17 protein-coding genes are annotated in these 23423 nt (G+C 63.4%); 6 read left to right on the forward strand and 11 right to left on the reverse strand.

What is annotated here, in order from left to right; genetic code table 11:
- Positions 1-437: 437 nt before the first annotated feature.
- A complete protein-coding gene (locus HWX91_RS35435) occupies positions 438-743 on the reverse strand; it encodes a hypothetical protein (protein ID WP_028200246.1) in 306 nt (101 codons plus the stop codon).
- A gap of 223 nt (positions 744-966) precedes the next feature.
- Here HWX91_RS35435 and HWX91_RS35440 point away from each other — a divergent pair, with 223 nt between their 5' ends.
- The 4 genes from HWX91_RS35440 to HWX91_RS35455 all read left to right on the forward strand — a co-directional run bounded on the left by HWX91_RS35440 (position 967) and on the right by HWX91_RS35455 (position 3667).
- Complete coding sequence (locus tag HWX91_RS35440; RefSeq protein WP_127837966.1) at positions 967-1173, forward strand: hypothetical protein; 207 nt, start codon at positions 967-969, stop codon at positions 1171-1173.
- A 14-nt stretch (positions 1174-1187) separates the two neighbouring features.
- Positions 1188-1481, forward strand: a complete 294-nt coding sequence (locus tag HWX91_RS35445) for an EF-hand domain-containing protein (RefSeq protein ID WP_028200245.1) — start codon at positions 1188-1190, stop codon at positions 1479-1481.
- A gap of 129 nt (positions 1482-1610) precedes the next feature.
- Positions 1611-2324 (forward strand): response regulator, encoded by a 714-nt coding sequence (locus HWX91_RS35450; RefSeq protein ID WP_028200244.1) that lies wholly within the window; start codon positions 1611-1613, stop codon positions 2322-2324.
- Positions 2321-3667 carry an ATP-binding protein gene (locus tag HWX91_RS35455; RefSeq protein WP_028200243.1) on the forward strand — a complete coding sequence of 449 codons (1347 nt, stop codon included), beginning with the start codon at positions 2321-2323 and terminating at the stop codon, positions 3665-3667. The genes HWX91_RS35450 and HWX91_RS35455 overlap by 4 nt, the downstream gene beginning before the upstream one ends.
- A gap of 10 nt (positions 3668-3677) precedes the next feature.
- Here HWX91_RS35455 and HWX91_RS35460 read toward each other — a convergent pair whose 3' ends face one another.
- From HWX91_RS35460 to HWX91_RS35475, 4 genes are all read right to left on the reverse strand, one after another.
- On the reverse strand, positions 3678-3944 hold the full coding sequence (locus HWX91_RS35460) for a hypothetical protein (protein WP_028200242.1): 267 nt from the start codon (positions 3942-3944) through the stop codon (positions 3678-3680).
- A gap of 191 nt (positions 3945-4135) precedes the next feature.
- Positions 4136-4504: a DUF1634 domain-containing protein gene (locus tag HWX91_RS35465; RefSeq protein WP_028200241.1), complete on the reverse strand. Its 369-nt coding sequence runs from the start codon at positions 4502-4504 to the stop codon at positions 4136-4138.
- Positions 4501-5391 carry a sulfite exporter TauE/SafE family protein gene (locus HWX91_RS35470; protein ID WP_244144177.1) on the reverse strand — a complete coding sequence of 297 codons (891 nt, stop codon included), beginning with the start codon at positions 5389-5391 and terminating at the stop codon, positions 4501-4503. The genes HWX91_RS35465 and HWX91_RS35470 overlap by 4 nt, the downstream gene beginning before the upstream one ends.
- Positions 5388-6449 carry a GntR family transcriptional regulator gene (locus HWX91_RS35475; RefSeq protein ID WP_244144178.1) on the reverse strand — a complete coding sequence of 354 codons (1062 nt, stop codon included), beginning with the start codon at positions 6447-6449 and terminating at the stop codon, positions 5388-5390. The genes HWX91_RS35470 and HWX91_RS35475 overlap by 4 nt, the downstream gene beginning before the upstream one ends.
- A 284-nt stretch (positions 6450-6733) precedes the next feature.
- Between HWX91_RS35475 and HWX91_RS35480 the strand changes: the two genes are divergently transcribed.
- A complete protein-coding gene (locus HWX91_RS35480; protein WP_028200238.1) occupies positions 6734-7855 on the forward strand; it encodes a YncE family protein in 1122 nt (373 codons plus the stop codon).
- A gap of 231 nt (positions 7856-8086) precedes the next feature.
- Here HWX91_RS35480 and HWX91_RS35485 read toward each other — a convergent pair whose 3' ends face one another.
- From HWX91_RS35485 to HWX91_RS35495, 3 genes are all read right to left on the reverse strand, one after another.
- Entirely contained in the window at positions 8087-8518 is a 432-nt protein-coding gene (locus tag HWX91_RS35485) for a hypothetical protein (RefSeq protein WP_028200237.1), read from the reverse strand.
- Positions 8519-8761: 243 nt separating this feature from the next.
- A complete protein-coding gene (locus HWX91_RS35490; protein WP_028200236.1) occupies positions 8762-9682 on the reverse strand; it encodes a DUF72 domain-containing protein in 921 nt (306 codons plus the stop codon).
- 32 nt (positions 9683-9714) lie between these two features.
- The gene (locus tag HWX91_RS35495) at positions 9715-12396 is read right to left on the reverse strand and encodes a response regulator (RefSeq protein ID WP_028200235.1); all 2682 of its coding nucleotides are present in this window, start codon (positions 12394-12396) and stop codon (positions 9715-9717) included.
- 475 nt (positions 12397-12871) lie between these two features.
- On the opposite strand from HWX91_RS35495, the gene HWX91_RS35500 reads away from it, so the two are divergent.
- Positions 12872-14101, forward strand: a complete 1230-nt coding sequence (locus HWX91_RS35500) for a DUF2252 domain-containing protein (RefSeq protein WP_028200234.1) — start codon at positions 12872-12874, stop codon at positions 14099-14101.
- Between the two features lie 723 nt (positions 14102-14824).
- Here the strand turns inward: HWX91_RS35500 and HWX91_RS35505 are convergent.
- The 3 genes from HWX91_RS35505 to bcsB are packed head-to-tail and all read right to left on the reverse strand — an operon-like array spanning position 14825 to position 23422.
- Positions 14825-19633, reverse strand: coding sequence for a cellulose synthase subunit BcsC-related outer membrane protein (locus HWX91_RS35505; protein ID WP_028200606.1), 4809 nt, complete (start codon positions 19631-19633; stop codon positions 14825-14827).
- A complete protein-coding gene (bcsZ, locus tag HWX91_RS35510; protein ID WP_028200607.1) occupies positions 19624-20826 on the reverse strand; it encodes a cellulose synthase complex periplasmic endoglucanase BcsZ in 1203 nt (400 codons plus the stop codon). The genes HWX91_RS35505 and bcsZ overlap by 10 nt, the downstream gene beginning before the upstream one ends.
- 19 nt (positions 20827-20845) lie before the next feature.
- A complete protein-coding gene (gene bcsB, locus HWX91_RS35515; protein WP_028200608.1) occupies positions 20846-23422 on the reverse strand; it encodes a cellulose biosynthesis cyclic di-GMP-binding regulatory protein BcsB in 2577 nt (858 codons plus the stop codon).
- Position 23423 lies beyond the last annotated feature (1 nt).

A 23423-nucleotide genomic window follows, 5' to 3' on the forward strand; every position in this document is an offset into this window, starting at 1 on the left:
GATCCGGCTAACGGATGCTAAACACGCTCGGCGTTGGTAATCCGTTTGAGCAAATCTCGTACCGCATCCCTCTGTTCTGATGCGATGTCGAGCTTTCAAACGTCCTGCATTGACCTGATGGATCGACTTCGTCCAGTCTCGGAGGCTTCTGGACGGAGCAGGTCTTCTGTCCGTTTTAAATCACGCAATGCATGGAAATGGTTAATCGGACGCTTAAAAGCCGGGCTCATTTCGCATCTTTGTCTGTAAGCCGTGGCGATTTAACACTGGACAAGGTGTTTTCGCGCGGCACGCCGGCCATTCTTCAGGGGAACGGGAATTCACCAGGAATCTTTGTGGGCAGCATGGCTTATGCTGGTTCAACGGCTATTGCCGTAACCGGTACATCGGACACGAACCCGCGGAGCGCGCGTTTTGCGTCCCCGATTCGGCACCATCTAACGCGGCACCGCCATGACAGGCTGAGCGTAAGTAACGACGGACGCGGGCACGATTGCGTAGCGGGTCGGCGCGGGCAGCAACACCGGCGTGCCGGCCGCGACCGCCACCGGAATCGGAGCGGGTGGGGGCGCAACCACATAGACCGGTTTGACCGGCGCATAGCCGTAGTAATAGACGGCGCGTGGCGGCGGCGCGTAGATCACGGTGGCGGGTACGGTGACGATTACCCGGGCGAACGCTGTCGACGAACAGGCGAGGCCGATGGCGGTGAAGGTAGAGGCGCAGACTAGACGAATACTCACTTGATACTCCTGAGACGTGTTGAACGGCGTGGCGCATGTGCCGGTAAAGAAAGGCGGCTGATTCGGATTGCTTGATATGTCATCCGAACCGCTGGAGCGCTTTGGTTGCTTAAGGTACTTAAGGTGAATAAGGTGCCGGTAGCGCCGGCAGACGAAAGATACGCAAACTACGTTCGAAACGGCAGCGCGAACTTATTTCATTTCATGTCGCGCGAAAGGAGTCGTGAAGACAGGCGTGCATGTGGTTGAAGCGCGCGACGTGCCACAACGTGCCACGACGGCAGCGCGCTGTGCCTGTCATGCCGATGTAACCCGAACCATGAAATACGGCGACATGATTCTGAAATTGCCTTCCGGTCGCGCTTGCCTAAAAATCCGCTCTGTCATCGAACGGATCGCGGCGGTTTGCAGGCGACGCACGATGGTTTAATCGAGGAATCAGTCATGAAGAAGTTAATCGCCGTTGTGTTGCTGTGCTGCGCATCCACCGTCACGTTTGCTCAAACAACCGCACCGCAAGGTGGCAATCCCCAGCGCATGGAACGCATGGTGCAGCAACTGCAAACGCGCTTTGCGAATGCCAACACCACGCACGACGGCAAGCTCACGAAAGAACAGGCCGCCACAGGCATGCCGATGGTCGCGAAGCATTTCGATGAAATCGACACGCAGAAAGCGGGTTACATCACGCTGCCGCAGATCATGGCATTCATGCAGGAACGCGGGGCAGCGCACTGAGCGGCGTGGGCATCGGCGGGATCGTGGGATGGCTGTTTATCCCGTCGTTCTACGTGTTGTCGCCGCGCGAGGCAGAACGGCACGCGGCGCGCCATGCACCGCCCGACGCTTGAACCGAGGAGCTGTCATATGGATCGCCCCGCCAAAATTATCGTGCTCGACGACGAAGTCGAACTGCGCAACATGTTGCAGCGTTTCCTGCGTGGCCATGGTTTCGACGTGCGGGTCGCGGAGGACAGCAAACGGCTCGACCGCTATCTGCAGCGCGAGCCGTTCGATCTGCTGGTGCTCGATCTGATGATCGGCGAAGAAGACGGCCTCGAGATCTGCGCCCGTCTGCGCGAGCAGGGGCAAACGCTGCCGATCCTGATGCTGACCGCCAAGGGCGATCCGCTCGACCGGGTGGTGGGCCTCGAAACCGGCGCTGACGACTACCTCGCCAAACCGTTCCTGCCGCGTGAACTGGTGGCGCGGATCAATGCGCTGCTGCGCCGCCAGAAGATGGCTTCGGGCGACGTCACCGTGACCTCGCAGAGTGTGCGCTTCGGCGATTTCAGTCTCGACGTAGGCAAGCAGGAGTTGTCGCGCGCGGGCGAGTTGCTGGAGATTCATTCGGCGCAGATGCTGCTGCTGGTCGCGCTGGCTTCTTCGCCGAACCGGCCTGTGAGCCGGGACAATCTGCTGGCGCGCGCCCGCGGGCGCGAGCACGATGCGCTCGATCGCAGCATTGACGTGCAGGTGCTGCGGCTCAGGCAGATCGTCGAGGACGACCCGTCGAAGCCGCGCTTCATCAAGACCGTGTGGGGCATCGGCTACATGCTGGTCGCGGACGTCGACTCATGAGCCGCGCGTGGCTGCAGCGCGCGCTGCCGAGAACGCTGCTGGCGCGCAATATCGTTTTGCTGATCGTCCTGGTGATGCTGAGCCAGGTGTGTTCGCTCGGTGTGCTGCTGCACTATGTGCAGCGGCCGCGTGTCGTGCGTGCGGCCGCCGTGTTCGCCACCTACGTGAGAACGCTCGACGGCCTGCTTCAAGCCACACCGCCGAACGCGCGCGCCGGATTGACCGGCCGCCTCGACGCGCGTGAGCAACTGCCCGCCGAGGCGTCGGTCAAGCCGCCGCCCAGTTTGTTGCTGGCCTATCGCACGTATCAGCGCAGCGTGTTTCTCGACAGCTTGCGCGCGCATCTGCCTGCCGATATGCCGGTGCTCTGGCAGTCCGAAGGCGGCCAGCGGTTGTGGATTCGCATGCATGCGCCGGCCGACGCGCCGCATTCGCCGTACTGGATCGCGCTGCCGATTCCGGAGGATGCGCAAGGCGCCGGCCTCGACGCCGCGATCCTGTTGTCGCTCGGTCTGGGTGCGCTGGCGGCGCTGACCGGCTACGTGATCCAGCGCCATCTGAACCAGCCGCTGCGGCAGTTGACGCGGGCGGCGCGCCGCGTGAGCGCGGGCGAAACCCCTGAGCCGTTGCCGACCGACGGTCCCACCGAGATCGCCGCGGTAAGCAGCGCATTCAATCAGATGACGCATACGCTGCAGCAAGCCGAGGCAACGCGCGCGCTGATGCTGGCAGGCATCTCACACGACATCCGCACGCCGCTCACCAAACTGCGGCTCTCGATGGCGATGGCGATGCCGGACGGCAGCGACAGCAGCTTTGTCGTCGCAGCGGAGTCCTATCTGGACCAGATCGAAACAATCTTGCAGCAGTTCATGGATTACGCCGGCAGCGGCGAGCGCGAAGCGGCCGAACCCGGCGATCTCAATGCACTGATCGAGCGGCTCGCGGGCGATTTCGCGGGGCTGGGCCATGAATTTGAGCTTTCGCTGGCGGTTTTGCCGGCGATCGCGTACCGGCCGATCAGCATGATGCGGCTCCTGATGAACCTCATGCAGAACGCGATCGTCTACGGCGGCAGCGGGCTTGCCGTACGAAGCTGGGCCACAGGCCACGCCGTGTATGTGGCGGTTGGCGATCGCGGCAAAGGGCTTTCGGCGGAGGAACTGGAACAACTGAAAGCGCCGTTTCAGCGCGGCCGCAATGCGCGCGCGCACAGCGGCGGTACCGGGCTGGGGCTTGCGATTGTCGAGCGGATTGCACGGCTGCACGGCGGCAGCCTGCAGTTTCATGCGCGCGAGGGCGGTGGCCTGGAAGTGTGGGTCGTGTTGCCGCGCGCATCCTGATCGGGCCCGCTCATTTCCTGTCCAGCCACGCGTCCAGCCCGACCCGGAAAGCCACGCCCGCGATAACCGGCACGGTCAGCATCAGAATGATGCCGAAGTTGGGAATCTCGTCGCCGTAAGTGATTGGACCGTAAAGCACGACCGTTGCCACGATCGCGAAGACCACCACGCCGATCGCAACCATCAGAAGGTTGCGCGACGTAACGGACAGATCCTTGCGCTTTGCGTTGCCCGGTTCGGTGCTGGTAGCCGGGACTTCGTCGTGTTGGGCGGGCATGATGGTTCTCGTGGCTGGAAAAGTGCCGTGTAAGGCGCGGCTGCAAATTCAAATCGAAACGTGATGACAACGCGCGGTAAGGAAACGTAATGCGGGACCCGATGCCCGGCGTAGTGCCGTCGCCCGGCAACGGATCGCACGCCGGGCGGCACGCGTTCGCATCATACCCAGGGTCGTTCGCGCCGCACACATCAAACCGCGCCGGCCAGTAATCCCGCGGCGACGATCAGCAGCACCAGGGCGGCAATCGCGCTGAACCGGTAGTCGCGTTGATGCAGGAACATCCCTAACATCAATATAAGCCGCATTATCGGCAACAGGATAAAAAGCGCGATGCCAGCGGTCATAACATGCATGCCGGCTGATATCGAGAGCATTTCGGGCAGCGTTCGCATGCCGGATAGTGCGCTTGCAAGCTTGCCAAGCTTGCCGTCGCCGGTGCGAAGAAGGCTAATTGCAAGGCCGATGGCAACGATGCCCGTTGCCACCCATGTGCCGTAGTGCAGGAGTCGCGCCAGCCAGTGTTCGAGCCGTCTCCCGGTCGACGCGGCGCCGCTCATGCGGACGCGCCGAAGAGGTGGACGCCGAATGCTTCGAGCAGCATCTGCACGGCCAGCACCGCCAGCACCACGACAAAGAGCACACGCAGCCTGTCGCCCGACAGGCGCGTGAGAACCCGCGCGCCGAGCACGGCGCCGACGACGGAGCCCAAGGCCACCGGGCCGGCGATTGCCGCCACGATGTCGCCGCGCAGGAAGTAAGCGCCGGCGCTGGCTGTCGCCGTCACGCCGATCATGAAGTTGGAGGTGGCGGACGAGACCTTGATCGGCAGACGCAGCGCCGTATCCATCGCCGGAATCTTGAGAACGCCGCTACCGATGCCGAGCAACGCCGAAATCAACCCCGCGCCGTACATGAGGGACAAGCCCAATGGCACGCGTTGCACGCGATAGTCGACGTCGCGTCCGAGCGCGCGGTCCGGATAGCTCGAATCCAGGCGTAACGCAGCGCCCCACGACTGCGCGCCCGGCACGGCAGTGCCATGACTGATAACCGGATCGGCACGCCGTGCCAGCATTTGCTGGGCGGAGAGCAGCAGAATGACGGCGAAAATGAAAAACAGCACGGGCACCGGAATGAGCCCGCTCAACAGGACGCCGGACAACGCGCCGAGCGTGGTGGCGGTTTCCAGAACCACGGCGAGCCGGACATTGGTCAAGCGGCCGCGCAGGAAAGGTGCGGCGCCTCCGCACGAGCAGGCGATTACCGAAACGATGCTGGCGCCAATGGCGATGTGAATGTCGAGGTGGCCGAACATGGTCAGGATGGGCACGATAAAAATGCCGCTCGCCATGCCGAGCAAGCCACCCAGCGCGCTGGCCCCGAGCGACACCGCGAAGAGCCACAGCGTGTAGCCCAGATCCATCGCTGCCTGTGCGCCGGTCATGGCAGGTTCGGCTTGCGCCGGGCGAGGCGGGTAACGAACTGGATCTGATCGCCCCGGTAATACAGCTTTTCATAATCGACCGGGCGGTTTTCGTCGCTGTACGAGGTTCGCTCGATCAGGAAAATCGGGCTGCCCGTCGCGACTTCGAGGGCCTGCGCAACGGCGGCGTCCGCGGCGATTGCCTCCAGCCGGTATTCCGCTTCGATCAGGGCAACGCCGTACTTCTCTTCGAGCAGCGTGAAGATCGGCTCTGCTTCGAGATCGTTTTCGATGATCTTTTCGCCGATGTCTTTTGGCAGCCAGGTTTCGTCGAACGAAAGCGGCGTGCCGTCGGCGATGCGCACGCGCTGAATGTGGACGACGGGCGTACCCGGTTTGAGCGCCAGTTTGCCGGCCACGGCCTCGCTGGCGGTTTCGACCTGCCGCGCCAGCAGACGGGCGCTCGGATGGCGGCCGTGCGCACGCATATCCTCGACAAAGCCGCTCAGTTCGGTAAGCGGCTGCGTGAGGCGCGGCTGGGTGACGAAGGTGCCTTTGCCACGGCGGATTTCGATCAGACCGCGCGTAATCAGGTTCTGCACCGTTTTCTGCAGCGTGGTGCGGCTGATGTTGAAACTGGCCAGCAGGCTCGCCTCATTGGGTAATTGTGTGCCCGGCGGATAGGTGCCGTCTGCGATCCGCGCGGCAAGCACTGCTTCGACCTGCGCGTAGAGGGGGAGTTGGCTGTTTCGGTCGGCGTTCATGTATGACATCATGACGTCATGATGTCTTGAAGTCAAGGCAAAACAGGTTGCGCACCAATGGGTGGGGCAGCGGATCGATATGCGCGAAGATAATCTCGCCGGCCCGGACACCGAGGTATCCATACAGGCCAGGGCGTGGGTCAAGTGAACATCCGCGCGCGATGGTCGACTATCTCGCCGCCCGGTCATGGGTACTCGAGACGTGGTTCGTTCCATGAGCGTCCCCAGAGGTATTTCACTGATTACGCCTAGTGAATCTTTGGATTCCGAATCTTCATGGAAAGAGGTGGCGGTCCATGGAGGCTTCAGATTCATTACGGGTATAGCGTTCACATAATGCAGACGATAAATAAGTTTTACTTTCCGATTTTCCGTCGCGCCGCCATTGTGTGAGCCAGACAGCCAGTCTATAGCCACAACTCATGCGTTGCGCGGCTGCATTCATGAGAAACGTGGCTTTCATCTTCAGATGAGCATTTCTTAAGATTCCTTAAGAAATTGTTCGTCGATCGTCGTCGTTCGGGAGCGGGTTGGATTTCAGTACTCACGCCCATCCCCGGACCGACGGTCAGGCCAATAAACTGAAAGGAGACGAATCGATGGAAAAGCGCATGATGACCTTGATGTTGCTCGCGGCGGCCACCTTGACCGGCTGCGGAGGTGGAAATGACGTCAGCACGCCGACGCCGCCAAAGCTGTTGACGAACATCGCCGTACCCAATGCTTCGAGCCCACCCTTCAGTTTCGACATTGGCTACGTCGAGGCCGGCAAGTACTTTCTTTCCGACCGAAATAACAAAGCAGTCGATGTCGTGGACACCGGATCAAACGCGTTGATCGCACAGATTCCGGGGCCGTTCACCGGTGCCGGCGCCACGACAGACGAGTCCGGTCCCGATGGAATCGTAGGTGTCACCGGCACGAACACGATCTATGTTGGCGACGTCGACTCAGTCAAGGTGATCGATACCGCTGCGCAGAAGACGGTCAACACTATCGTCATCAGTCATTCCGGATCGCGTGTCGATGAAGGGTGCTACGATCCTGACGATCATCTTGTGATGTTCGCAAGTCCCGGAGACTCACCACCGTTCGTCACGTTGATTTCCACGCTGACGCAAACAGCGGTGGCGAAGCTTTCTTTCAATGGCTCGTCGGGGCTCGAAGCGTGTACATATGATCACGCCTCGAAGAGTTTTCTGATCAACAATGACGGGACTGCTGCCAATCCCGATGGCGAACTCGATGTCATCACCGCCAGTTCTGCGGCAGCGGGAAGTCCATCCGTCAGCAAGTCGTTTCCGTTAGGGAAATGTGGACCCGCGGGAATCGTGCTTGGCCCAAATAATGACGTGCTTGTTGGATGCGATCCGCCCGCGGGCGACCCGCTGATCACGCTGATTCTCGACCGTACGAGTGGCGCAATTCAAGCGAGCCTGCCATTTGGCGGGGTGGACCAGGTCAGTTACGATCCGGCTTCCAATCGCTATTTCCTCCCGGCCCGTCATTACGTCACGAGCGGTATCGCCGCGGCATCGGGGTTTAGCCCGCAGATGGCCGTAATCGATGGTACGTCACGGCAATTGCTCTTCAAGATTCCGGTGGGCACCGGCGCGCATTCTGTCGCTATCGACAGCACGCTTGGGCGAGTGTATGTGCCGTTCCAGCCCGGTGCGGCCAGCTTCCCCAACGGCGGAATCTCGGTGTTCTCGACCCACTAGTCTGTCCCATGCGGGTCATAGCGCTGGCGGGCCGGAGCGGAAGGCGATTGCCGTAGGGACGTTTCCGCGATGGCTCGATGGGCGCCGCCACCCGTGCTCCACGATCCGCTGGGTTTGCGGATCTGGGGCGCGGGCGGTGACCGTCTTCATCGTAGCGGACGTTCAAAATCTATCGAAGTCCGCTACGGCAATCCCTCATACGTTTGACTGTCGTGCCCCAATCCCAATAGGTCAGTGATAGGTTGTCGTGGACGACTGCAGCTTCGTCAGCGCACCGCGTTTGAATCGAAACCAGCCTTGCGAACCTTGCATCACGACCTCATCGCCTTGCCAGAACACGCGCTTGACCGTCATGCGCGTGCCACAGCGCTGCACAAGTGGAGGACGGTCGCGCAAGTCGTACAGCACCGGGCCGGAATCGGTCTGCACGAGCATGCGCTGTACAGTGTCATTGTTCCCGGCCATGTCATCGAAATGCGTGAGCGTGTTCGCGCCAAACCGATCGAAAATTTGCTGGTCGAGCATTGCCGCAAAATCGTGATCGGCGCGCACGAATTGCAGTTTGCCCGAGGGCGTGCCGAGCGGGCCGGACGCGTTGCTTTGCGCATGAACGCAAGTCGCGAAAGTGGCAGCCGCGAGCGCGGCGGCGAAGAGTCGTCTCATGGTGCCTTTCAGGTTTAGCGGTGTGTCTCCGACAAAGGAGCACGGCTCGCCATTGTTTCCGGGGAATATTGTCGTCGATTCTGGGCGGCATGTCGAAGCCCGGCAACTGGCCCAACATGGCTTCAGATGGAATTGACGACTGGCCGCCTCCACCTCCGGCCGGCTTGTCAGCAATCGAGGAGCTTTTGTCGAATGCCCTTGATTGGCCGGTTGCCGGCCAGGCCAACTGCGCGCCGAAACCGCTCACGACGGGTTCGCACCGACCCCCAGGATACGCATTAATGTCCTCGCGTTTCTCTGCCCCTGATCCTCGAAGCAGTTATTGAAGATCACATGAGTACGGCCCGCCCGCGTCGCGATTGCGCGGATCGACGCGGCCAGTTCGTTCAGTTCGTCGTCGTTATAGTCGTAGTCGAAACGATCGGCGGCGCTTGCCGCGCCCGTCGCGCCCCACGCCTGCGTATTGCGGCCGTGCAGACGCACCATGGCGAGTTCGGGATGCGTTGCTTCCCATACGGTGTGCACGCGGTTCGTCACGTCCGGCGGGGCGTCGACGATCACGTGGACGAGGCCGCGCTCGCGCAGAAAATCGAGTGTCCATTGCGCGTGCTGGTCGTCGAACCAGGTCTGATTGCGAAACTCGACGGCCATCAGATAGTCCGCCATGCGCAGCCGGCACGTTTCGACAAGTGCGAGACCGTCCGGCGAGCGGGTGATCCACGGCGCGAACTGGAATAGCACCGCGCCGAGACGACCGCTCGCGCGCAGCGGTTCGAGCGCTTCCCGATAGCGCCGCCATAGTTCGTCGAGAATCTCGGCGGGGAGATCACCGTAATAGACGTTCTTCTTGCGCGGCCCGGTGATGCCCGCCGGCAACGCCATCGCGATGTCTTTGGGCAGGACGTCGGGTGAAGTCTGATGGCCGGTAAAGAGCCGGAACGATTTGAAATTGAACGTGAAGCCGGCGGGCGTGCGCTCGCTCCACAACTGGGAATTGGGCGCCGATGGCAACGCGTAGTAAGCCGAATCGACTTCGACGAGCGGAAACTGCGACGCGTAAAAACGCAGCCTTGCTTCCGCGCTGCTGCTGCCGCGCGGATAAAAGCGCTTGCAGGCGATCAGCGTCTTGTCGGTCCAGCCAGCCGTGCCGCATCGGATGTCCATCGGCGGTCCGTGTGATTGCGCGAAGGACTCCGCTAGGAGGCCGCCTCCGTGTGATCGAGCCACTCGGCGAGTTGGTGCCGCAACTGCGAGATATCGAGCGGCTTGCCGAGCAGCCGTGCGCCCGGGATGGCGTCGCCGATCTCGGCATTCTCGCCATAACCCGACACCAGCAACACGCGGATGTCCGGCTGCTGACCGAGCACCGCGCGCGCCAGGTTGTCGCCGGACATGCCGGGCAACGTCAGGTCCGTGAGCAGCACATCGAAGTGCTGCGTGGGCACCAGTGGCAGCGCTTCTTCGGCGCTCGCGACCGCGGTGCAGTCGAAACCCAGCGCACCGAGCAGATCGTTGAGCGCGTCGCGCGAATCGGCGTCGTCTTCGACCAGCAGCAGACGAGCCGGCGTACCGGGTTGGGGGACCGCCGAACCCGACAGGGAATCCACTGGCGAGCTCGCGGTGGCGCCTGCGAGCGAACTCCCGGTCAAAGCGGCAACCGCATGCGGACTTTCGCGCGGTTCGGATACGCCGGATGAGCCGGCCGGATCGTAGACCGTGCGCGGCACGCAAGGGGCGATGCGTCCATCGCCCACGCTGACGACTCCGGCGTTCAGCACGGCGCGCACCTTGCGCGCGAGATCGTCGCGCCGGTAGGGTTTGGAGAGCAGCGTGATGCCGGCGTCGAGCTTGCCGTGATGGACGATTTCGTCGCGTGTATAGCCGGACGTGAAGAGCGTTGGCACCGTGGGCGAGCGAGCCGCCGCGCGCTGCGCCAGTTCCACGCTTTTTACCTGGCCGGGCATCACGACGTCGGTAAACAGCAGATCGATCGGCACATCGCTGTCGATGAACTCCAGCGCCGCATCGCCACTGGATGCAGTCAACACCTTATAGCCAAGCTGCGCGAGCATTTCGACGGCGGTCAGACGGACATCCGCATCGTCCTCGACCACCAGAATCGTTTCGCCGCCGCCCACCGGCGCCGCAGTCTGATCGGCGGTTTCGACAGTTTCGGGCTCGCAGCAGCGCGGGAAAAACAGCGAGACCGTGGTGCCGCGTCCCAGCTCGCTGTCGATCATCGTATGGCCGCCGCTTTGTCTGACGAAACCGAACACCATGCTCAAGCCCAGGCCGGTGCCATGACCGTCGGGCTTGGTCGTGAAGAACGGTTCAAACACGCGCTCGAGGATTTCGGGCTTCATGCCGGTGCCCGTGTCGGTCACTGAGAACACCACGTATTCGCCCGGCGAGAGTTCCGGTTCGCCACGGCAGAACTGGGCGTCCAGCACACGGTTGGTCGCGCGCACGGTGAGCGTGCCGTCCGCTCGCATTGCATCGCGGGCATTGATCGCGAGATTGAGCAGGGCATTTTCGAGCTGGTTGCGATCGACCTGCACATTCCACAGGTCGTCGCTCAATACCGTTTCGATCTTGACCGTTTCGCCGAGCGCCCGGTGCAGCATCTCGCTCATGCCGGCCAGCAGGCGGCGCGGGTTCAGCACGGTAGGCGAGAGCGGCTGGCGCCTCGCGAAGGCGAGCAGGTGCGCGGCCAGTTTCGCGCCGCGTTTTACCGCGTCGGTTGCGGCGGACAAGCGCCGCAAGGTGGCCGGATTGCAGTCCGCATCGGCGGCGAGCATTTGCAGATTGCCGTTGATCACTTGCAGCACGTTGTTGAAGTCGTGCGCGACGCCGCCTGTCAGGCTGCCGATCGCTTCCATTTTCTGGGCCTGGCGCAACTGCTCTTCGGCGAGCGCGCGTGCCGAGACTTCGTCAGCGACGCGTTGTTCGAGTGTTTCGGTCAACTGACGGAGCGATTGCTCGGCGATCTTGCGCTCGTGAATGTCGATCAGCACGCCGGGAAAGCGCGTCGGCTCTCCATGTTCGTCGTACTCGCACCGGCCGTTCGCCTGAACCCACATATAGTCGCCATCGGGGCGGCGAATCCTGTATTCGGCGCGAAATGGCGCGCCGGTGCGTATCGCTTCGCTCGTCAACTGCTCGTTGAGCGACTGGTCATCGGGATGGATTACTTGTGTCGCGGCATGATGCTCGACTCCTTTCGCGGCCTCGTCCAGCGGAAACGAAAAGGTGCGCGCGAAACGTTCGTCGCCGGTGACGGTGCCGGAGCGCACGTCAAGCACCCAGGTGCCGAGCACGGCGCCGGTGTTGAGTGCGAGTTGCAGGCGTTCGTTGGTTTCGCGCAATTCCGCCTCGGCGCGTTGCCGCCAGCGTTCGGTCAGTACGCGCGTGGTGGTTTCGACGACCATCGCGAGAACGCCCGCGGGGGCGCCGCTGTCGTCGGGGACCGGGCTGTAGTAGAGGTCCATCCAGACGTCTTCGGGCTTGCCGTCGCGCAGCAGAACCAGTTCCTTGTCGCGATACGACAGGGTGCCGCCGGCCAGACAGGTCACCATCACGTGACGGTTGAAGTCGGCGACTTCCGGCCAGCCGCGTTCGACTGGACAACCGAGCAGATACGGATGCCGTCCGCCCGCGAAAATCGCGTAGGCGTCGTTATAGATCATGTAGCCCGGTTTCCCCCATAGGAGCACGAGGGGCACGGGCGACGCGAGCAGCATTTGAACGGCAGCGGTGAGACTGCGTGGCCAGTCTTTTATGGGGCCGAGGCTGGTCGCACTCCAGTCGAATTCGCTAATGCGCCGCGCCATTTCCCCGTTCCAGCCGGGGCAGCCGTGGTCTTGTGCCGGGAATGGCATTGCTGCGCTCCACAGAGTTCACGTCAATGAGTGTGTCCCCACTCTGCCGACGCGCATGGTGCGCGTGGATGCTCAGCAGGAGGTGGGATGAATCTTCTGCTGTGTACCGCGGGGATGAGGCGGCCACGAAGCGGCTGCGCGGCAGCAATAATTGTAGGCTAGAACGTCTCCTGTTGGCATAACAGAAGGGGCTTTGCGGAGTTCGCCGAACAATCGGCGCAAATCGCCTTGCAAGTTTTACCTGCATCGGTCGGCGTCCGCGCGTTGGATCAGAAAAGAAGCGCATATGTGACTGATTTGAACCGGCCGTCTGCTGCTCGATTGGCGCGAGACGGGCGCGTCCCGGATGCGCGTGGGTGGCGGGAAGGGGCAGGCGTGTTTCGTGCTCCGCGCTCTGGTTCGCTTGTGCTAATGGGCGCAAGGTGCAGGTTGAGCGCCACACCGGACTCGAACTTCAACAAACGCGGACGCCAGAATGCCGAAGAAAAACATCACACGAAACAATAAGTTGCCTAAGCCGGAGGTACGGCAGGCGTTATTGACTGCCCGCCGCAACGCCAAGATGGCGCGTTCGGCGCATGCCTATGTGCGCGGCAACACGAGCAAATTCTACGAATGGCTCGACGGGATGGAGAGCCACACTTTGCCCGAGGGGCCGGCGATCTGGATCTGCGGCGATTGCCACAGCGGCAATCTTGGGCCGGTCGCCGATGGAGAGGGGCGCGTCGAGATCCTGATTCGCGACCTCGACCAGACGGTGATCGGCAATCCGGCGCACGACCTGATCCGCCTTGGGCTGTCGCTGGCGACGGCTGCGCGCGGTTCGGACCTGCCTGGCCTGACCACGGTGCACATGATGGAGGCGTTGGCGGACGGCTACGAGCGCGCCTTCGACGAGGCCGCCGGCGAAGCCGATATCCATGCCGAGAAGCCGGAGGTGGTGAAGGTGGTGATGAAGGAGGCGGTACGCCGTTCGTGGCGTCATCTTGCGGAGGAGCGGATTGAAGATATCGAGCCGACCATTCCGCTGGGCTCGCGTTTCTGGCCGCTGGCCAAGAGCGAGCGGCGCGAAATCGAGGCGTTATTCGAGAAGGGATCGGTGGCGCGGCTTGCGACGGTATTGCGTGGCGGTGGCGACGACGCGGATGTCGAGGTGCTCGATGCGGCGTACTGGGTGAAGGGATGCAGTTCGCTGGGGCGGTTGCGGTATGCGGTGCTGCTGGATATAGACGGTGCCGCGATGGATGGCGACGATCTTTGCCTGATCGACATCAAGGAAGCCGCGCAGGCGGCAGCGCCGCGGTATCCCGGCGTGCGCATGCCGCGGGATAACGCCGAACGGGTGGTGGAGGGTGCGAGGCATTTGTCGCCATCGCTGGGCGAGCGGATGCGGGCGGCGCGGTTATCGGATCGAGCTGTTGTGATACGGGAGTTGCTGCCGCAGGATATGAAGTTGACGATTGAGCAGTTGACGCAGGATGAGGCGATGAGAGTTGCGCGCTTTCTTGCGCTGGTGGTGGGGAAGGCGCATGCGCGGCAGATGGATGCGGGGGAACGCGCGGGGTGGCTTGCGGAGTTGCGGAGGAATCGGTCGAAGACGCTCGATGCGCCGGGGTGGCTTTGGAAGAGTATTTTAGAGTTGGTGAGTAGTCATGCTGTGGGGTATCTGGAGCATTGCCGGCGGTATGCTAATGAGGGGAAATAAGGGGATTTTTTTCGCGGGGCGATGGGGGCTGGTTGGGCTTTCCTTGCTTTGTTAGTGGTCTGTTCTGGTGTTGGTCTTTTGGCCTTTCCTTGTTTTGTTAGTGGTCTATTAGCGTTGCCCCTGTGCGGGGCGGCACCTACTTTTCTTTGCCTGCCGCAAAGAAAAGTAGGCAAAAGAAAGCGGCTCAAACCGCCAGCTCATAAGCGGGTCCCCCGCGCAGCCGCGGTAGTGGTGCATCTGGAATCTGTGCCCTCGCGCACTCCGCGCTGTTGACAAAGCACTCATCAGCTCCCACTCCGCACTGCGTGCGTCGCGGACGGGTCTGTCAGGGAAACCTGGCCGATGTTTTCGATGACTGATCGACGCTTTGCATAACTGATGGTTTTTTGAAACCGGGTTTCGGCGCGCGCAGCGCCGCCGGAGGTATGACTGCCTTGTCACTAAAGCCGAATGTGCGAGGCGACAGATTCCAGATGCACCACTACCGTGGCTGTGCGGGGGGCCCGCTTATGAGCTGGCGGTGTGAGCCGCTTTCTTTTGCCTACTTTTCTTTGCGGCAGGCAAAGAAAAGTAGGTGCCCCCCCGCACAGGGGGAACGCTAATAGACCACTAACAAAACAAGGAAAGGCCAAAAGACCAACCCCATACCAGACCACGAACACAGCAAGAAAAACCAAAAAAACAAAAAACAAAAAAACCAAACCTAAACCGCCGAGCAGGCCCCTAATTCGACAACGACAAATACGGCGAACTAAGCGGCGTAGGCGGAAACGGCTGCAACCCCGTCTGCCTGCTAAAGCTATACCGCACATAAACCGCTGCAAGCCACTCCCGATACTCATAAGCATTGCCGAGCGACGCAGTCGCCCCAAACGCCAACTGCGGCGCCAGTTGATATTCCCCCACCGCGCTAAGCGAATAAGAAAACCCGGTCTTGCTCTGCCCAGGATAAACCGCACCGCCATCCACACCCGTGCCAATAAGATTGGCTATCGCCGCCGCAGTAGCCTGGCGGTTGGACCCGTCATTGAGCGGGAAGTAATTCGACGCGTCCTGACGATAATGCTGCACGCCGATCGATCCCTTCACGTCATAAGTGAACTGCCCATTGCGCCCTGTCCATTCCACCGGCAGATTCAGAATCACATACTGCTGCGGACTGAAGTACCCACCCTGACCATAGGTGAAGTACGACAGGTTCTTGTTATAACGCATCAGCGTCGTGTTCACGCCGACAGTCAGCGTCTGATCCGCATCCTTGAAGACACGTGTATAGACACCGCCGCCGCCCTTGACAGCGTTATTGCTCGCTACGTTATAACCCTGGTAGTACTGAAACGCGGCATTCACGTACAGGCCACTGGTGCCGTCGTCCCACGCAAGGCTGCCGAGGCCGCCATTGGAAGTGACGCCGCCCCACTCGAGGCCGGAGCCGGAATCGCGCGCGCCCGCATACGAGAGCAGGCTGTCCGTCACCGCGCGGCGTGCGATAGCCAGCGAATAAGACACCTTGTCGGTAATGCCGCCGTTGTATTGCAGGCCGCCCACGACGGTTTTCTCAGGGAAGCCGAGCGGCGTCACGCCGATATCGCCGCTAAAGCTGCGGGCTTCGTAGCCGAGCGACAAACCCACACCGTTGGCGGTCTGGCTGCCATAGGTGTTGTTGCCGTTGACCGCGGCAATCGCGGACGTGCTGCTGGACAGCCCCGCGCCGAATCGCGCGAGCGTCGAGAGATTGCCCGAAGCAGTGCCGGCATCCAGCGTAACCGGCGTGGCGGTCACCACAATGTGGCCGTTGCCCGCCTTGATGCGCCCCTGAATGGGCGCTTCGATATCGGTCAGCGTCGACAGTCCATCCTCGCCCGAACGGTTGCGGAACACAATCCCGCCCGACACCGTGCTCGATTGCTCGCGATTGACCTGAGCCAGTTCCTCCGCCACGCCAAGTGTCTGCGTATTGGCAACGTTCGGTTGCGGGTAGCCAGCGCCATTGCCGTTCGCACCGGGTTGCTGCGGGTAATACGGCTGCGCGTAACCGGTAGGCGGCTGCGGAATGTACGGTTGCTGCTGTTGCGCGTAATAACCCGAACCCTGACCCGGATACGGCTGATAGGGTTGCTGGGCGTAAGCCTGCTGCGGCGGAACCGGTTGATAGGGTTGTTGCGCGTAACCCTGCTGCTGCGCATAAGGTTGCTGGCCGTAATAGGGCTGTTGCTGCTGCGGATAAGCTTGCTGCCCATACGGCGCCTGCGCATAGGCCTGCGTGTTGCGATTGCTCTTTGACGCGCTTTGTTTCTTGCTGGTCGAGCGTTTCGTGCTCGCGGACGAATTCGCGTAACGCGGCGGCTGCATCGAACCGGCGTTGGCTTGCGCTTCACGCGCGGCAGGCGACATCGGCCATGGCGTGGCCGCATAGCCGTCCGGCACCTGCTGCGGATACTGAGCCTGCTGCGGATACTGAGCCTGCTGCGGATAACCGCCTTGTTGCGGATAACCACCCTGTTGGGGGTAGCCGCCTTGCTGCGGATAGCCAGCCTGCTGCGGATACCCTGGGTTGTACTGCTGCTGCGGGACCTGTTGCATCTGCGGCTGGCCCTGGCCCGGATACGGTTGCAACGGCGCGCCTGACTGGCTCGACCCGTTGCTCCCCTGGCCGTAACCCCCCGTGTTGACGCCGGGCAGCGGCGCGTTATAAGGCAACGGGGCCGGCGCGGCATTGGGCGAATACGGCTGCGGCGCGGGTGCCGTGTAAGGCGCGACGTAGGGCGCGGGCTGCGTGGGTGGCGGAAAGTTCGGCACGGTCTGTGACGGCAAGGAGGACTGCGAGTACGGAAGCGAGGCACGCGCGGCGTTGGAGCCGCCGCCGGCAAACGCGGCGTTGTCGGCGTCGGTCGGCGAGATCGTGGCGGTTTTACCTTCGAAGGGATTGGTGCCGGGCAGCGGCGTCGCGCCGATCCGGCGCATCGCGACTTCCCAGCCGCGCGGCACGTTGCCCGGTGCATTGGCGCGCGGCGCGTTGGCCATCAGCGGCGTATTGGCCGCGACCAGCGAACGCTGCAGATAAGTCGATGCGAGCGACAGCTTGCCTTCGGCGCGATACATGCGCCCGACCGTCGCCAGCACGCCCGGGTCGCCAGGGGCCGCCGCGAGCGCTTGCCGCGCGAGCGATTCGGCATAGCTGAACTGTTTCGCCCCAGTCGCCGCGGAGATGCCCGCCTGCAGCAGGTTCAGGTCGTCCGGTTTGCGTTGCAGCGCGACGCGGTAACTGGCGAGCGCATTGCGGTCGTCGCCGGCGCTCGAATAGAGGCGCCCGAGAGCGGCTTGCAGATCGGGATTGTCGGGCATCGCCGCCAGCCACGGCGCGATCACGTCATAGGCGCTGGCAAGGTCGCCGCGCTGACGCACCGCGTCGCATTGCTTGATGACGATGCCCAGATTCAGATTGCCGAAATCGGTGCGCTGCTGCGGTGTCAATTGCATCGACGCGAGCCGCCGCATCACCATGCCGAGTTCGGCTTCCTGCCGCGTGGCGGACAGAATGCCCGCGTATTGCAGCAGTAAATCGGTGTTGCCGGGCGCCGCGTTCATTGCGCTGCGTACGAGGCCCAACGCACGATTCGGGTCGCCGGCCTGCTGATACGCGGCGGCAATCACGCCGATCAGTTCCGGGTTGTTTCCGGCCACCGGCTCGGCCGCTTGCAAGGTCGCCAGCGCCTGTTGCGACTGGCCGTTGCGCGCCATCCGCATCGCGAGGTCGGCCTGCTGATGCACCCACAAACGGTGCTGCAAGGTCGTCATCGCGTCGGTGCGCTGCGCGACCGGAATCCGTTCGAGTTGCGCGAGACCGGCCGCCCAGTCCTGGGTTTCCGCCGACAGCAACGCACTCGCGTAGAGCGCATCGGTCATGTCGGGATGCGCGGCGAGTAGTCCGTCCATCATGCTGCGGGCATTCGCCACCGCGCCCTGGCGCACGTAAATGCGCGCGAGGTCGAGGCGCAGCCAGGGATCGTCGGGATTGTTCAGCAACGCGTCTTCGAACAGGCTGCGCGCGCTGCCGAGATCGCCGCGCGCTTCGGCCGCGCGCGCCTGGGCAGCCTGCGCTTCGCCCCGCAAACGGTTGATGCCGCCGGCCTTCGATTGTTGTTCGCTGTTCAACTGATTGGCGAATTGCAGTGCTTCGTCGCCGCGGCCTTGTGCAGCGAGCGCGCCGACGAGGCCGCGAATCGCATCGGGATTGTCGGCCTGGCGGCGCAATGCCATCCGGTAGGCCTGCTCGGCGCCGGCCGGGTCGTGATTCGACAGCAGCATCTCGCCGAGCAGCACCTGCGCGGTGACGTCGGACGGATTCAGCGCGATCGCGCGTTCGAACAGCGACTTTGCCTTCGCGAACTCGCCATTGCTGCGCGCGCCGATCGCGTCGCTGGTGTAGGTCCAGTAGGTTGCACTATCGAGCGCGGTTTTCCAGCGCGCCGGATTGCCGCTGCGCGACGCGCGTTCCAGATAATTGCGGGCTTCGGCAAAACGTTCCTGCTTCAACGCGGCGATACCCATGCCGCCCAGCGCATCGGTGTCGTTCGGACTATTTGCCAGTACTGACGAAAACTTCGAGCGCGCCGTGTCGAGCTCGCCTCGGTCGAGCGCGGCGAACCCGTCGGCGATGGTGCGGCCACGAGCATCGACCGCGGCATTTTCCTGAGCACGGTCGCGAGCCGCCTTGTCCTGCTGGACCATCGAATCGAAGCGGGCCTTGACCGCGGCGTCGTCGGGTGAGGCTTGCAGATAGGCTTCATACGTCGCGGCGTCGGAGGGCCGTGCGTCGAGCCACAATAAGGCTTGCCGCCAGCTCTTTTTCGCCGACGCGCCAACCGTGCTGTCGCCGGTGAGCTTCTGCAGCCGCGCGATCCCGTCGCGGCGTGTAGTGTCGCGATAGGTCAGATGCTGCGCATAGGCGAGGGCGTAGCGCGGGTCGTCGGGATTGTCGCGCGCGAGTTGTTCGAGGCCGCGGCGCGCCTGGTCCCAGCCCTGCGGCGTGGCCGACAGGGCCTGGTAATACTCGAGTTGCAGTTCGGGCGTCGCCGGCTTGCCGTTCAACGCGCGCTGATATTCCTCCACCGCGCTCGCGCTTTGACCGCTTTGCGCGAGCCGCCGCGCGTCGTTGACGGTCTGATCACGCAAGCTCGATTCGCCGAGCCGCCGGCCCAGTTCGTCCAGATTCGGATAGTTCGGCGCAACCGCTTTCAGACGCGCCAGATATTGCTGCGCTCCCGCGCCGTCCTTGCGGTCGGCGAGCACCATGCCCATGCCGTAGAGCGCATCGGGTTGCTTCGGGTCGATGCGCAGCACTTTCTGCCACGCCTGTTCGGCGAGGTCGCCGCGATGATGCGATTGCCAGTACTTGCCCTGATCGATCAGCACGCTCAGCGGGTCTTTCGACGCCTGCGCCAACGCATCAGGCGAGGCCGTCGCCACACCGCACACCACCGTGAGGCTCAGCGCGAACCGCATTGACAACGCGAGGGCGCTCAATCGCATGCATTTCTCCAACTGGGCACGAGACGGCCGGCTTCGTCGAAGCGATAGCGGCCGTCGATAAATCCGGTGCCGAACAAACCGAGCACACGATCGTAATAGACAGGCTCGCGACCCGGCACGTTGGTGTCGAGGGCGGCGAGATGGGTGCGCGCGAGCCCGAGGCCGCGCTCGTCACCGAGCGCCTTGAAGTACGGCGCGAGCGCGCCCCAGTAGCTTAACGGACCTTCGCCGCTCGCCGTGCCGGTGGTCGACGAGACCTTCTCGGGCGGGATGCCGGTTTGCGCCACCTTCGCGCGCATGCCGCCCACCGCCGCGAGCCAAGGCTTGGCGAGCGGATCGGCGGACGACGCGAGACCGGCCCACAGGTAGACGCGGATCGCGTCATAGCTGCCCGTGTCGCCTTCTTTCGGATCGACCACGAACTGGCCGTTCTGCCAGGCAGCCCAGTCGGGCGTGAAGCCCAGCGGCGAGGTGGTCTTGATCAGCTTGTAGGCGTTGTCGGCGAGCCGGGCCCACGGCCCGCCCGGCATCTCCTTCGCCAGCGCGCGCAGCACCGGCAAAGGCAGATAGCTCGGGTTCAGGCGCGTGACGCCGCCGTTCGCGAAGCCTTGCGGTCCGGGCAGCAGCATCGGGCCAAGGCCCGGCAGCGTGGTCGTTTCCTCGCGCGCGATTTGCGCGGCGAGCGCCCGACCGAGTTGCGTGTAACTTGCGTCATGCCACAGGCGGCCGGCTTGCAGCAGATCGTAGGCGATCCACAGGTCGGAGTCGGACGCGGAATTCTGATCGAGCACGCCGAATGAGCCGTCCGGTTTCCTGCCCCAGAGCCACGACGGCAGCCGCACGTTTTGCGCGTCGAACTGATTGCCCGCGAGGTTGGCGCGGGTCCAGCCGAGCAACCGGTCGAAGCTCGCGCGGTCGTTCGCGACCAGCGCGAAGAACATGCCGTACGACTGGCCTTCCGAAGTGGTTTTCAGTTGCGGCGACGAATAATCGATCACGCGGCCATCGGCCTGCACGAAGTGTTCGATGAAGATGCGGTACGCCGGCCAGTCGTTATTGCACTGGCCTGGCTGACCTGGCGTCGGCGTGGCCTGGGCCACCCTGGTGAGGCCGGCAAAACTCGTGGCCGCCGCAAGCGCGAGGCCCACGCCCAACGTGAGCGTCATATAGGTCTTGTTGATTCGAACCCGCATATCAGTCCTATCGGTACTCTCAGTCTTTCAGGCGGCGCGCGGCGATCGAGCGCAGGGTCCGGTAGAACAGACCGGCGATGATCAGCGCGGCAAGCACGCCGCTTAGCACCAGCAGCAGCGGATGCGACGACAGCGCCCAACGCAGATACTCCTGCGGCGACAAATGGCCGACATAATACGCTTCGCCGTTCGACGTGATGGTGACGGTGCGGCCGTGGATCACGGCCATCGCGCCTTGAATTTCCGGCAGCACGTCGGCGTCGAGCAGGGCGGCGGACAGATCGGCGTCCGACTGGCCGGCCGCGCTCACCAGCGCGACGGCGCTGCGGTTCTTCTGCAGCGGCGATTCGAAACCGGTCAGCAGCGCGTCGCCGTTCGAACTCACGAGCGTGAGGTCGGCGCGCGCCGGCGAACGTTCGACACCGCGCTCGCCATGCCACCAGTCCTCGAGCTTGAAGACCACGTCTGACAGCGAGAAGGTGCGCGAATCGCCGTCGCTTGAAAACGGCATCGATTTGGCCCAGCGCTGCAGCAGCGGCTGCTTGCCCGGCGCGCCGAAAATCAGCAGATCCTTGTTCGCGTACTTGTCGACGTCATCGGCCGTGCCGACGGTGACGCCGCTTACCGGATATCCCGTCGATGCGCCCATGCGGCCCATGGTCAGCAGGTACAGGCTGTAGTCGCTCGAATCGGCGTCGTTCGGCAGGACCACCGCGGTCTCGGAGAGGTCGGCCATGCGGGTGAACGGGAAGCCGCTGTTGGCAAACGCCGCCAGATCGGGCAGCGCCATGTAATGCGGGAACGACGACAGATCGATGGTCGAGTTCGGGTCGATGGCGCCCACCACGTTTTCCAGCAGACGGCCGTGACACTCGCCGGTGTTCGGAATGTCGTAGTAGAAATGCAGGCGCACTTGCGCGCGCGGCGTCAGCAGCAGCGGCGGAATGTGGACCGTGCGGCGCGCTTCGGCGGTTTTGTCCGGCAGGACGCGCGCGAAATAATGGCTCAGCTCGAACACCGAGGCCGACTCGGCCGGAATCGGCAGCGACTGCACGAAGCCGTCGTTGACGCTGATGTTGAGCGACGACCGGTCGCGCAGCGGACGCACCGTGTAGCGGTAGCGCAGATCGATCGGCGCGCCCTTGGTGTGCCACATGAACAGATCGGGCGGCACGCGCAGGTTCACGCGCACGGCGTCGGCGTCGTAGCCGGACACGGTCAGATCGCGCGGGTCGGCGAGTTCGCCGAAGCGCACGGGGCGGTTGGTGGGCAGCCAGTTCGGCGCGTCGTACGGCGCGCGCGGGGCGAGTTCGTTCAGGCTCGTGATCGTCGCGCTCGGGCCGGTGAGCGTGTTCTGACCGATGCCGAGCGCTCTGGCCGCGGTTTTCAGTTCGGCCTCGGTGCGCCCGAGCACGAGCAGCAGCTTGCCGCGTGCCGGTGCTTCGCGATCCACCACGGCGATCGTCGGGCCGGAGATTGCCGGGATCGTCACGCCGGCCGGGCGTTGGTCGTCCGTGGCGAAAACGACGGCGTTGCCCGACAGCGGCGCGTTATCCAGTTGCGCGGGAAATATCGCGCCGCGATAGCCGGCCAGCGCGCCAAACCATGACGCGACAATGCCGCCCGCTTCGAGCGTGCCGGCGCCGGGTTTTTGCGGGAACACGAACGGCAGCTCGAGACGGCGCACATCGCGGCGGTCGAAGAACGGCTGCGGCAATGCCGCGAGATCCGGCTTGCTGGCGAGCGACGCATAGGTCAGGTCGAGCGAACTCGCGTTGCTGACGGTGGCCCACAGCGACGAATTCGCGGGGTCTTCGCAACTCGTCGTGTAGTGACCGATCAACTGCACGTTCAGGTGATTGAATTCGGTAATGAAGCGCGGATCGATCGAGACGTCGCGCGCCACCAGCATGCCGGCCTGTTCGCGTGGCACCGGCAGTGTCGCGGCGACTTCGCCGTTCACTAGCACTTTCAGCTGGGAAATATTCGCGAGCAGCGCGGGCGAGTAGCTGTAGACCAGATGCAGGATCGCGCCGGTCACCACTTCGTCGCCGCGCACGGAGAAGGCGACGCCGTTCTGGCCGTCGGTGCCGCGCAGTTGCAGCGGATCGCGCGCGCCGAGGTCGGCGAAGGTGAGCGTTTGACGGCGGCCGCCCGGCACCAGGGTGCCCGGCTCGGCAGTGGTGGGCGTTCTGATACCCAGCGCTTTTACCGACGAAGCGGCGAGCGCCGGCGTGGGCGTGGCCAACTGTGCTTGCGTGATCGCGGCCGGATCGTAAGGCACGGCCGGGCTCGGCGCGGGCACGCTGCCCACCCCGGTGGCGACGCGCGCGGCCGGCGCGCCCTGGCCTTGCTGAGACTGCGGCGCGACCGCCTGACCGGCTGGCGCCGCGCTCGCGCCGCTCGTCGCCGCCGCAGTCGCTTCGGCGGCCGATGCCAGCGGCGCTGCCAACGCGGTCTGCAACGCGAGCCAACAGGCAAGTCCGCGCATCAACCCTTGCGAGCGAGGGCGTCCCGCCGGACGCGCCTGCGCTTTCATCCCACCGCGCTCGTGATGCGAGCGTTCGACGTTTGACTTCGCCATCCTGTTGCCCATA

Origin of the sequence: Paraburkholderia fungorum (genome assembly GCF_902833645.1) — a bacterium.
Classification (GTDB): domain Bacteria; phylum Pseudomonadota; class Gammaproteobacteria; order Burkholderiales; family Burkholderiaceae; genus Paraburkholderia; species Paraburkholderia fungorum.

Coding starts and splice junctions, on each gene's coding strand:
- HWX91_RS35445 (WP_028200245.1), top strand. CDS start 1,188: ATGAAGAAGTTAATCGCCGTTGTGTTGCTGTGCTGCGCATCCACCGTC.
- HWX91_RS35450 (WP_028200244.1), top strand. CDS start 1,611: ATGGATCGCCCCGCCAAAATTATCGTGCTCGACGACGAAGTCGAACTG.
- HWX91_RS35455 (WP_028200243.1), top strand. CDS start 2,321: ATGAGCCGCGCGTGGCTGCAGCGCGCGCTGCCGAGAACGCTGCTGGCG.
- HWX91_RS35460 (WP_028200242.1), bottom strand. CDS start 3,944: ATGCCCGCCCAACACGACGAAGTCCCGGCTACCAGCACCGAACCGGGC.
- HWX91_RS35465 (WP_028200241.1), bottom strand. CDS start 4,504: ATGAGCGGCGCCGCGTCGACCGGGAGACGGCTCGAACACTGGCTGGCG.
- HWX91_RS35470 (WP_244144177.1), bottom strand. CDS start 5,391: ATGACCGGCGCACAGGCAGCGATGGATCTGGGCTACACGCTGTGGCTC.
- HWX91_RS35475 (WP_244144178.1), bottom strand. CDS start 6,449: ATGAATCTGAAGCCTCCATGGACCGCCACCTCTTTCCATGAAGATTCG.
- HWX91_RS35480 (WP_028200238.1), top strand. CDS start 6,734: ATGGAAAAGCGCATGATGACCTTGATGTTGCTCGCGGCGGCCACCTTG.
- HWX91_RS35485 (WP_028200237.1), bottom strand. CDS start 8,518: ATGAGACGACTCTTCGCCGCCGCGCTCGCGGCTGCCACTTTCGCGACT.
- HWX91_RS35490 (WP_028200236.1), bottom strand. CDS start 9,682: ATGGACATCCGATGCGGCACGGCTGGCTGGACCGACAAGACGCTGATC.
- HWX91_RS35495 (WP_028200235.1), bottom strand. CDS start 12,396: ATGCCATTCCCGGCACAAGACCACGGCTGCCCCGGCTGGAACGGGGAA.
- HWX91_RS35500 (WP_028200234.1), top strand. CDS start 12,872: ATGCCGAAGAAAAACATCACACGAAACAATAAGTTGCCTAAGCCGGAG.
- HWX91_RS35505 (WP_028200606.1), bottom strand. CDS start 19,633: ATGCGATTGAGCGCCCTCGCGTTGTCAATGCGGTTCGCGCTGAGCCTC.
- bcsZ (WP_028200607.1), bottom strand. CDS start 20,826: ATGCGGGTTCGAATCAACAAGACCTATATGACGCTCACGTTGGGCGTG.
- bcsB (WP_028200608.1), bottom strand. CDS start 23,422: ATGGGCAACAGGATGGCGAAGTCAAACGTCGAACGCTCGCATCACGAG.